At 70.6% G+C, this 9,922-nt stretch carries 8 protein-coding genes and 1 pseudogene; 8 read left to right on the top strand and 1 reads right to left on the bottom strand.

Annotation, left to right across the window (positions count from 1 at the left end; all coding sequences use genetic code 11):
• A pseudogene (locus ACFRMQ_RS31790) lies at positions 1-229 on the bottom strand (PE-PGRS family protein); the annotation flags it as partial.
• On the opposite strand from ACFRMQ_RS31790, the gene ACFRMQ_RS31785 reads away from it, so the two are divergent.
• The 8 genes from ACFRMQ_RS31785 to ACFRMQ_RS31750 all read left to right on the top strand — a co-directional run bounded on the left by ACFRMQ_RS31785 (position 228) and on the right by ACFRMQ_RS31750 (position 9,893).
• The gene (locus tag ACFRMQ_RS31785; protein ID WP_380734182.1) at positions 228-1,154 is read left to right on the top strand and encodes a TetR family transcriptional regulator; all 927 of its coding nucleotides are present in this window, start codon (positions 228-230) and stop codon (positions 1,152-1,154) included. The pseudogene ACFRMQ_RS31790 and the gene ACFRMQ_RS31785 overlap by 2 nt on opposite strands.
• A gap of 369 nt (positions 1,155-1,523) precedes the next feature.
• Positions 1,524-2,861 carry a crotonyl-CoA carboxylase/reductase gene (gene ccrA, locus ACFRMQ_RS31780; protein ID WP_380734181.1) on the top strand — a complete coding sequence of 446 codons (1,338 nt, stop codon included), beginning with the start codon at positions 1,524-1,526 and terminating at the stop codon, positions 2,859-2,861.
• On the top strand, positions 2,861-4,909 hold the full coding sequence (locus ACFRMQ_RS31775) for a protein meaA (protein ID WP_380734180.1): 2,049 nt from the start codon (positions 2,861-2,863) through the stop codon (positions 4,907-4,909). Before ccrA ends, ACFRMQ_RS31775 begins: the two co-directional genes overlap by 1 nt.
• 42 nt (positions 4,910-4,951) lie before the next feature.
• Positions 4,952-5,914: an HpcH/HpaI aldolase/citrate lyase family protein gene (locus tag ACFRMQ_RS31770; RefSeq protein WP_380734178.1), complete on the top strand. Its 963-nt coding sequence runs from the start codon at positions 4,952-4,954 to the stop codon at positions 5,912-5,914.
• A 4-nt stretch (positions 5,915-5,918) separates the two neighbouring features.
• A complete protein-coding gene (locus tag ACFRMQ_RS31765) occupies positions 5,919-6,422 on the top strand; it encodes a MaoC family dehydratase (RefSeq protein WP_380734177.1) in 504 nt (167 codons plus the stop codon).
• A 222-nt stretch (positions 6,423-6,644) separates the two neighbouring features.
• The gene (locus ACFRMQ_RS31760; RefSeq protein ID WP_380734176.1) at positions 6,645-7,847 is read left to right on the top strand and encodes an acyl-CoA dehydrogenase family protein; all 1,203 of its coding nucleotides are present in this window, start codon (positions 6,645-6,647) and stop codon (positions 7,845-7,847) included.
• A gap of 488 nt (positions 7,848-8,335) precedes the next feature.
• Positions 8,336-9,028: a phosphatidylserine decarboxylase gene (locus ACFRMQ_RS31755; protein WP_380734175.1), complete on the top strand. Its 693-nt coding sequence runs from the start codon at positions 8,336-8,338 to the stop codon at positions 9,026-9,028.
• Positions 9,015-9,893, top strand: a complete 879-nt coding sequence (locus tag ACFRMQ_RS31750) for a CDP-alcohol phosphatidyltransferase family protein (protein WP_380734174.1) — start codon at positions 9,015-9,017, stop codon at positions 9,891-9,893. Before ACFRMQ_RS31755 ends, ACFRMQ_RS31750 begins: the two co-directional genes overlap by 14 nt.
• Positions 9,894-9,922: the final 29 nt, after the last annotated feature.

The raw sequence follows: 9,922 nt of genomic DNA, 5'->3' as shown, positions 1-9,922 counted from the left end.
CCCCGCAGGCCGGGGGCGGCCGGTACGGGCCGCCCCCGGCCGGACCGCACGGGACCGGTCCGCAGCCGTACGGCTCCGCACCCTCCGGCACGCCCTCCGCGCGGCCCGGCTGGAGCCCGGGGACGGTGTCCTCCCGCTGGCCCCGTCCGGCGGTGACCGGCCCGGTCGCACCGGTGCCCCGGGGAAGGGCCGTGGCCGCGCCGTCCGGGCCGTGTAGCGTTCCGGACATGGATCGGGTTCAGTCAACCTCCCCGCAGCACCCCGCCGGGCCGCACGGCGGCGCCGACCGGACCGCCTCCTCGACCGGGGGCACCGGGCCGGAGGGCGGCGGGCCGGGCAGCCGCCGGGCGGCGGCGCAGCGCCAGCAGATGCGCCAGGACCTGGCCACGGCCGCGATGGAGCTGTTCGCCTCGCAGGGCTACGAGGAGACCACGGTCGACCAGATCGCGGCCGCCGCCGGGGTGGCCCGGCGCACCTTCTTCCGGTACTTCCGGTCCAAGGAGGAGGCGATCTTCCCGGACCACGACGACACCCTGGTGCGGGTGGCCGACCTGTTGGCCAGCGCCGAGCCGGAGGAGCACCCGCTGGACGTGGTCTGCCGCGGCATCAAGGAGGTGCTGCGGATGTACGCCTCCACCCCGGGGGTGTCGGTCGCGCGGTACCAGCTGATCCGTCAGGTCCCGGCGCTGCGTGAGCGGGAGATCGCCGTGGTGGCCCGTTACGAGCGGCTGTTCACCCGTTACCTGCTGGGGCGCTTCGACACCGGCGAGTCCATCCCGTCCGGCTGGCAGCGGGGCGGCGAGGACGACTCGATGCTGGCCGAGGTCTCGGCGGCGGCGGTGGTCGCGGCCCACAACCACGTGCTGCGGCGCTGGCTGCGGGCCGGCGGCCGGGGGGACGTGGAGGCGCAGCTGGACCACTCCTTCGAGGTGATCCGGCGGACCTTCTGGGCGTCCAGCGCCCCGGGTGCCAGGCGCCGGGGATCGGTGGTGGCACCGGGTGCCAATGGGATCCCCGGGGACACCTGGGCGGAGAGCGCACTGAGTGCCAGTCCCGGAGGTGAGGTGCTCATCACAGTCGCCCGGACGGACGCTCCACTGGAGGTCGTGGTGGACAGCATCCGGGCCGCACTGAGCGGCGTGCGCGAGCCGTAGGCGCAGCGTTTTCGCAGGTCGAAGCGGTATCGAGGGCCCGCGCCGAATCGCCGGCGCGGGCCCTTCGCATGCCCGCGCAACGCGCGTCACACGGCCTCGGACGCCGCCGGAATTCCTGACACCCGGTGTCTTTACGAGTGGCACAGGGTGCCACTACCTTGTTACCCACCAGTCGCGGCGCCGCGGCTCCCCACCCGGCGCGCCGTCGTCCGGCGTTCCCACACCCCGGGAAGCAGAGCCAGACCCGCCCGGCCCACCCCGGGCGCCCCGCCCCCCCCGCCCACCACCCACCTCAGCGAAGCCGGTGTCCGCTCCCGGCTCCCCCAGACGCCCTGTGCCCCTCACACAGGTACGCCTTCGGAGGCAGCCATGCAGGAAATCCTCGACGCGATCCTCAGCCCCGACACCACGTCGGCGGACTTCGCGGCGATCAAGCTCCCCGAGTCCTACCGGGCGGTGACGCTCCACAAGGACGAGGAGCAGATGTTCGCGGGCCTCGACAGCCGCGACAAGGACCCCCGCGAGTCCCTTCACCTCGACGAGGTGGCCCTGCCCGAGCTGGGCCCCGGCGAGGCGCTGGTCGCCGTCATGGCCAGTGCGGTGAACTACAACACCGTCTGGAGCTCGATCTTCGAACCGGTCTCCACCTTCGGCTTCCTGGAGCGCTACGGCCGGCTGTCGCCGCTCACCAAGCGCCACGACCTGCCGTACCACGTGGTCGGTTCCGACCTCGCCGGCGTGGTGCTGCGCACCGGCGCCGGGGTCAACGCCTGGAAGCCGGGCGACGAGGTCGTCGCGCACTGCCTGTCGGTCGAACTGGAGTCCGCGGACGGCCACAACGACACGATGATGGACCCGGAGCAGCGCATCTGGGGCTTCGAGACCAACTTCGGCGGCCTGGCCCAGCTGGCCCTGGTGAAGACCAATCAGCTGCTGCCCAAGCCCCGGCACCTCACCTGGGAGGAGGCCGCCTCCCCCGGACTGGTCAACTCCACCGCCTACCGCCAGCTGGTCTCGCGCAACGGCGCGGGCATGAAGCAGGGCGACAACGTGCTGATCTGGGGCGCCAGCGGCGGCCTCGGCTCGTACGCCACCCAGTACGCGCTGGCCGGGGGCGCCACCCCGATCTGCGTGGTCTCCAGTGACGAGAAGGCCGCGATCTGCCGGGCCATGGGCGCCGAGGCGATCATCGACCGCTCCGCCGAGGGCTACCGGTTCTGGAAGGACGAGAGCAACCAGGACCCTCGCGAGTGGAAGCGCCTCGGCTCGAAGATCCGCGAGTTCACCGGCGGCGAGGACGTGGACATCGTCTTCGAGCACCCGGGCCGGGAGACCTTCGGCGCCTCGGTGTACGTCACCCGCAAGGGCGGCACCATCGTCACCTGCGCCTCCACCTCCGGCTTCATGCACCAGTACGACAACAGGTACCTGTGGATGTCGCTGAAGCGGATCGTCGGCTCGCACTTCGCCAACTACCGCGAGGCCTTCGAGGCCAACCGCCTGATCGCCAAGGGAAAGATCCACCCGACCCTGTCCAAGGTCTACTCCCTGGAGCAGACCGGCCAGGCCGCCCTGGACGTGCACCACAACAAGCACCAGGGCAAGGTCGGCGTGCTCTGCCTGGCCCCGGAGGAGGGCCAGGGCGTGACCGACCACGAGCTGCGGGAACAGCACCTGCCCGCCATCAACCGGTTCAGGAACGTCTGATGACCGAACCCCGCAAGCGCGACCGCCCCTGGCTGATGCGCACCTACGCCGGCCACTCCACCGCGAGCGACTCCAACGCTCTCTACCGGCGGAACCTGGCGAAGGGCCAGACCGGCCTGTCCGTCGCCTTCGACCTGCCGACCCAGACCGGCTACGACTCCGACCACGTCCTCGCCCGCGGCGAGGTCGGCCGGGTCGGCGTCCCGGTCGGCCACGTCGGCGACATGCGCGCCCTGTTCGACGGCATCCCGCTCGAACGGACCAACACCTCCATGACGATCAACGCCACCGCGATGTGGCTGCTGGCGCTCTACCAGGTGGTCGCCGAGGAGCGGGGCGCGGACATCGCCGCGCTCACCGGCACCACCCAGAACGACATCGTCAAGGAGTACCTGTCGCGCGGGACGCACGTCTTCCCGCCCGGCCCGTCGGTGCGGCTGATCACCGACATGATCGCCTACACGGTCGGCAACATCCCCAAGTGGAACCCGATCAACATCTGCAGCTACCACCTCCAGGAGGCCGGGGCCACGCCCGTCCAGGAGATCGCGTACGCGATGTGCACCGCCATCTCGGTGCTCGACGCCGTGCGCGACTCCGGCCAGGTGCCGGCCGAGCGGATGGGCGAGGTGGTCGGCCGGATCTCCTTCTTCGTGAACGCCGGCGTGCGCTTCGTCGAGGAGATGTGCAAGATGCGCGCCTTCGCCCGGCTGTGGGAGAAGGTCACCCGGGAGCGCTACGGCGTCACCGACCCCAAGCAGCGCCGCTTCCGCTACGGCGTCCAGGTCAACTCGCTCGGCCTGACCGAGGCCCAGCCGGAGAACAACGTCCAGCGGATCGTCCTGGAGATGCTGGCCGTCACCCTCTCCAAGGACGCCCGCGCCCGCGCCGTCCAGCTGCCCGCCTGGAACGAGGCGCTCGGCCTGCCGCGGCCGTGGGACCAGCAGTGGTCGCTGCGCATCCAGCAGGTGCTGGCCTACGAGTCGGACCTGCTGGAGTACGGAGACCTCTTCAACGGCTCCGAGGTCGTCGAGGCGAAGACCGCCGAACTGCTGGCCGGCGCCGAGGCGGAGATCGCCAAGGTGCTGGAGATGGGTGCCGAGGACGGCGGTCGGGGCATCATCCCGGCCGTCGAGTCCGGCTACCTCAAGTCCAACCTGGTCGCCTCGCACGCCGAGCGCCGGGCCCGGATCGAGTCCGGCGAGGACCGGATCGTCGGGGTGAACTGCTTCGACACCACCGAGCCGAGCCCGCTCACCGCCGACCTCGACACCGCGATCATGGTCGTCGACCCGGCCTCCGAGCAGTCCGTGCTCGCCGCCCTGGAGGCCTGGCGCGCCGAGCGCGACGAGGCCGCCGCCCAGGAGGCCCTGGCCGCGCTCAAGGCCGTCGCCGCCACCGACGCCAACCTGATGCCGGCCACGATCGCCTGCGCCCGGGCCGGCGTCACCACCGGCGAGTGGGCCTTCGCCCTGCGCGAGGTCTTCGGCGAGTACCGCGCTCCCACCGGCGTGGGCGGCGCCCCCGTCGCGGTCGCCGCCGAGCCCGGCGGCGAGCTGGAGCAGGTCCGGGCCGCCGTCACCGCGACCGCCGAGGAACTGGGCGTCGGCAAGCTGCGCCTGCTGGTCGGCAAGCCCGGCCTGGACGGGCACTCCAACGGCGCCGAGCAGATCGCCGTACGCGCTCGCGACGCCGGGTTCGAGGTGGTCTACCAGGGCATCCGGCTGACCCCGGAACAGATCGTCTCCGCCGCCGTCGCGGAGGACGTGCACTGTGTGGGTCTGTCCATCCTCTCGGGCGCGCACGGCGAACTGGTGCCCGACGTCCTGAAGCGGCTGCGCCGCGCCGGGGTGGAGGATGTCCCGGTGATCGTTGGTGGCATCATCCCGGCAGCGGACGGCGAGGCCCTCAGGGCCGCCGGCGTCGCCGCCGTGTTCACCCCGAAGGACTTCGGCATCACGACCATCATCGGCCGGATCGTGGACGAGATCCGGCTCGCCAACAGACTCCAGCCGTGGACGCCCGCACCGACCGCGGCCACGAACTGACCAGCTGACCAGCTGACCACTGGGAAGGAACCCTCGATTCTTATGACTGCGCCCAACCGTCTGCGCCCGCGCCGCTCCTGCCTCGCGGTGCCCGGCAGCAACCCGCGCTTCCTGGAGAAGGCCCAGGGACTGCCGGCCGACCAGGTCTTCCTCGACCTGGAGGACGCCTGCGCCCCGCTGGTCAAGGAGAGCGCCCGCCACAACATCGTCGACGCGCTGAACAACGGCGACTGGGGCGGCAAGACCAAGGTCGTCCGGGTCAACGACTGGACGACGCACTGGACGTACCGCGACGTGATCACCGTCGTCGAGGGCGCCGGCCCCAACCTCGACTGCATCATGCTGCCCAAGGTCCAGGACGCCGGGCAGGTCAAGGCGCTCGACCTGCTGCTCACCCAGATCGAGAAGACCATGGGCTTCGAGGTCGGCAAGATCGGCATCGAGGCTCAGATCGAGAACGCCAAGGGCCTGATCAACGTCGACGCCATCGCCGAGGCCTCGCCCCGGCTGGAGACCATCATCTTCGGCCCCGCCGACTTCATGGCCTCGATCAACATGAAGTCCCTGGTCGTCGGCGAGCAGCCGCCCGGCTACGGCGCCGACGCCTACCACTACATCCTGATGCGCATCCTGATGGCCGCCCGCGCCAACGACCTCCAGGCGATCGACGGCCCGTACCTCCAGATCCGCAACCAGGAGGGCTACCGCGAGGTCGCCCGCCGCTCGGCCGCCCTCGGTTTCGACGGCAAGTGGGTGCTGCACCCGGACCAGGTCGCCGCCGCGAACGAGATCTACTCGCCCGCGCAGGAGGACTACGACCACGCCGAGCTGATCCTCGACGCGTACGACTACTGCACCTCCGAGGCGGGCGGCGCCAAGGGCTCCGCGATGCTCGGCGACGAGATGATCGACGAGGCCAGCCGCAAGATGGCGCTGGTGGTCGCCGGCAAGGGCCGCGCCGCGGGCATGCAGCGGACCACCAAGTTCGAGATCCCGGAGGCCTGAGGCCATGCAGTTCGGACGCACCTACGAGGAGTTCGAGGTCGGCGCGGTCTACAAGCACTGGCCCGGAAAGACGGTCACCGAATACGACGACCATCTCTTCTGCCTGCTCACCATGAACCACCACCCGCTCCACATGGACACCAACTACGCGGAGAAGACGACCGACTTCGGCAAGAACGTCGTGGTGGGCAACTACGTCTACTCGCTGCTGCTCGGCATGTCCGTCCCGGACGTCTCCGGCAAGGCGATCGCCAACCTGGAGATCGAGTCGCTGCGGCACATCGCACCGACCTTCCACGGCGACACCGTCTACGGCGAGACCACCGTGCTCGACAAGTGGCCGTCCAAGTCCAAGGACGACCGGGGCATCGTGTACGTCGAGACCAAGGGCTACAAGCAGGACGGCACCGTCGTCTGCGTCTTCCGCCGCAAGGTGATGGTGCCGACCGAGACCTACACCGAGCGGCGCGGCGGCGAGCAGCCCGGCCGCCCGACGCCGCTCTCCTGATCCTGTCCCCTTTATAAGAGGACTCCCCCTTCCGCAGGGGGCCTCCGGCCTCGGACGGTCCCCCTCGAAAGACCCCGGACGGGCAGGCCGCCGTCATCGGCCACGCCCCACCCGGTCCGGGGGCCCTGCTGCCGCAGCCACGCCCGGCAGGGCCCCCGCAATCCCCCCCCCCGGGGGATTCCCCGACCTTCCGCAGACCCTCAGACTTTCCGGAGCCGCACGATGGGACGCCTCGCACAGACCGACGGCCTCACCGAGATCCAGCGGGACATCCTCGCCACCGTGCGGGATTTCGTCGACAAGGAGATCATTCCGGTCGCGACCGAGCTGGAGCACAAGGACGAGTACCCGACCGCCATCGTCGAGGGCATGAAGCGACTCGGCCTGTTCGGCCTCACCATCCCCGAGGAGTACGGGGGCCTCGGCGAGTCGCTGCTCACCTACGCCCTGGTGGTCGAGGAGATCGCCCGCGGCTGGATGTCGGTCTCCGGCATCGTGAACACCCACTTCATCGTGGCGCACATGATCAACGCCCACGGCACCCAGGAACAGAAGGACCACTTCCTGCCGAAGATGGCGGCCGGCGAGATCCGCGGCGCCTTCTCGATGTCCGAGCCGGGTCTCGGCTCCGACGTTTCGGCCATCTCCACCAAGGGCGTCAAGGACGGGGACGCCTACGTCCTCAACGGCCAGAAGATGTGGCTCACCAACGGCGGCACCTCCACCCTGGTCGCGGTCCTCTGCAAGACCGACGAGGGCGGCGACACCCCGTACAAGAACATGACCACCTTCCTGATCGAGAAGGAGGCCGGTTTCGGCCCGAACCCCAAGGTTCCCGGCCTGACCGTACCCGGCAAGATCGAGAAGATGGGCTACAAGGGCGTCGACACCACCGAGCTGGTCCTCCAGGACGTCAGGGTCCCGGCCGACCGCGTCCTCGGCGGCGTCCCGGGCCGCGGCTTCTACCAGATGATGGACGGCGTCGAGGTCGGCCGCGTCAACGTCGCCGCCCGCGGCTGCGGCGTCGCCCGCCGCGCCTTCGAGCTCGGCATCGCCTACGCCCAGCAGCGCTCCACCTTCGGCAAGAAGATCGCCGAGCACCAGGCGATCCAGTTCAAGCTCGCCGAGATGGCCACCAAGGTCGAGGCCGCCCACCAGATGATGGTCATGGCCGCCCGCAAGAAGGACGGCGGCGAGCGCAACGACCTCGAGGCCGGCATGGCCAAGTACCTCGCCTCCGAGTACTGCAAGGAGGTCGTCGAGGACGCGTTCCGCATCCACGGCGGCTACGGCTTCTCCAAGGAGTACGAGATCGAGCGCCTCTACCGCGAGGCCCCGATGCTGCTCATCGGTGAAGGTACTGCGGAGATCCAGAAGATGATCGTCGGGCGCCGGCTCCTGGAGGAGTACCGGATCGCCGACTGACCGCCGGGCCGCCCGTCGACCGGTCACCGCGCCGGGCGGCCCCCTCGAACCGCCGGTCGACGGGCGTGCGGGCCCGTCCCGGCGGGGTGCCGTGCCCCGTCACGGGCCCGGCCTGGTCCGCCTGGGTCCGGCACGGCCCTCCGGAAGCGGCCGCAGGGCGTACAGCTGTGACGCCGCGCCCTGCGGCCGCTTCCGCACACCCGCCGGCGGCCGCCACGCCCGTGTCGTCCTCCGGGTTCCGTCGGTGCGCCCGTTGAGACAAGAGTCACCAGCCTTGTCCGGTCCCTTGGGAACCGGACCGGGGCCAGCTACGGTCGTAGAGGTGGACGCGCGCACGCGTCGCCACCGGACACATGAACGAGCAGGCGGGTTGCCCACCCACCGTGTGCTCCCGATAGCATCCACCGGGACAGCAAGCCGTCCCTCTATTACCGATCCCGCGGTGGCCCCCGTCCAGCGGCCATGATCCCCCGCGACAAAGGTCTTCGATGCCCATCAGCCCGTCCCCTCACACCTCCGTCACGGACCGCGATGCCCTCGCAGCCCCGACGGCCGGTCGGCGACCCCGCGTGACCATCGCGCGCGGAGCCACCCCCTGGTTCGTCCCCACCCTCGCCACGGCCGCCGTGACCACCGCCCTCACCCGGCGCAACGGCAAGTGGGCCCTGGCTGCGGTACCCGCCTGTGCGCTCAGCGCGGGCATGCTGTGGTTCTTCCGCGACCCCGAGCGTGAGATCGGCACCGGCAGAGTGATCTCCCCCGCCGACGGCGTGGTGCAGAGCATCGACGCCTGGCCGGACGGCCGCACCCGGGTGGCGATCTTCATGAGCCCGCTGAACGTCCACGTCAACCGCGCGCCCCTGCCGGGCACGGTGACGTCGGTCGAGCACGTCGCGGGCGGCTTCGTCCCCGCGTTCAACAAGGACAGCGACCAGAACGAGCGGGTCGTCTGGCACTTCGACACCGAGCTCGGCGACATCGAGATGGTCCAGATCGCGGGGGCCGTGGCCCGCCGGATCGTGCCGTACGTGGACGCCGGAACCAAGGTCGAGCAGGGCGACCGGATCGGTCTGATCCGGTTCGGGTCCCGGGTCGACACCTACCTGCCGGCCGGCGTCGAGGTCGGCGTCGAGGTCGGCCAGAAGACCACAGCCGGGGTGACGCGCCTTGACCGTGACTGATCCTGAGACAATCGTCGGCCTGGACGACGAGGAGACGGCCCTGCGCCGCCGCCGCTGGGCGCGCGACCGCGAGCTGCGCGCTCCTCGTTCTCCTCAGCACCTGTCCACCGCCGACTTCCTGACCCTGGGGAACGCCGTCTGCGGCTTCCTGGCGATCTACTCGATCACCACCGGGGTCCTGGTCCCGCACATCACCAACCCGGACGCCGCTCCGGACCGGCACAGCGCCGCCACCGCGGTCACGCTGCTGCTGATCGGCTCGATGTGCGACCTCTTCGACGGCCTGGTGGCGCGCAAGCTGCGCTCCTCCGCCCTCGGAGCGGAACTGGACAACCTGGCGGACCTGATCAGCTTCGGCATCGCGCCGGCCTACTTCGTCGCGGTCTGGGGCATGGTCTCCCAGGGCTCCAACAGCAAGCTGTCGGCGCTCATCGCGATCACGGTGCTGCTCGCGGTGGTCCTGCGGCTGGCCCGCTTCTCGGCCGTCAAGATGCGGCCCGGGGTGTTCCAGGGCATGCCCTGCCCGATGGGCGCGATGACGGTGATCGCCATCGTGCTGCTCGACCCGCCGTTCCTCCCCGGTCTGCTCGCCATCTTCGGCGCCGCCTACCTGATGGTCAGCCGGATCGAGTACCCGAAGCCACAGGGGCTGCTGGCCACCGCCACGCTCTGCTGGATCGTGGTCTCCATCGGCTGCCTGGCCGCCTGGGCGACCGGTCTGCCCAACGGCAACACGCTGATGCACGTCGGCGCGTTCGCCCAGATCACGCTTGCCGCGATGGCGCCGCTGCTGGTCATCCGCCGCAAGGTGGGGCAGAAGGTCGGCGACGTCCGCGCGCGTCGGGCGGAGTCGCGGGTCGGCTGAGTCCCGCAATTGTCATAACAGTCAGGGCC

The organism is Kitasatospora sp. NPDC056783 (assembly GCF_042789895.1).
Classification (GTDB): Bacteria; Actinomycetota; Actinomycetes; order Streptomycetales; family Streptomycetaceae; genus Kitasatospora.
The sequence above is the reverse complement of the archived record's forward strand: the minus strand, read 5'-3'. Positions and strand labels throughout refer to the sequence as shown.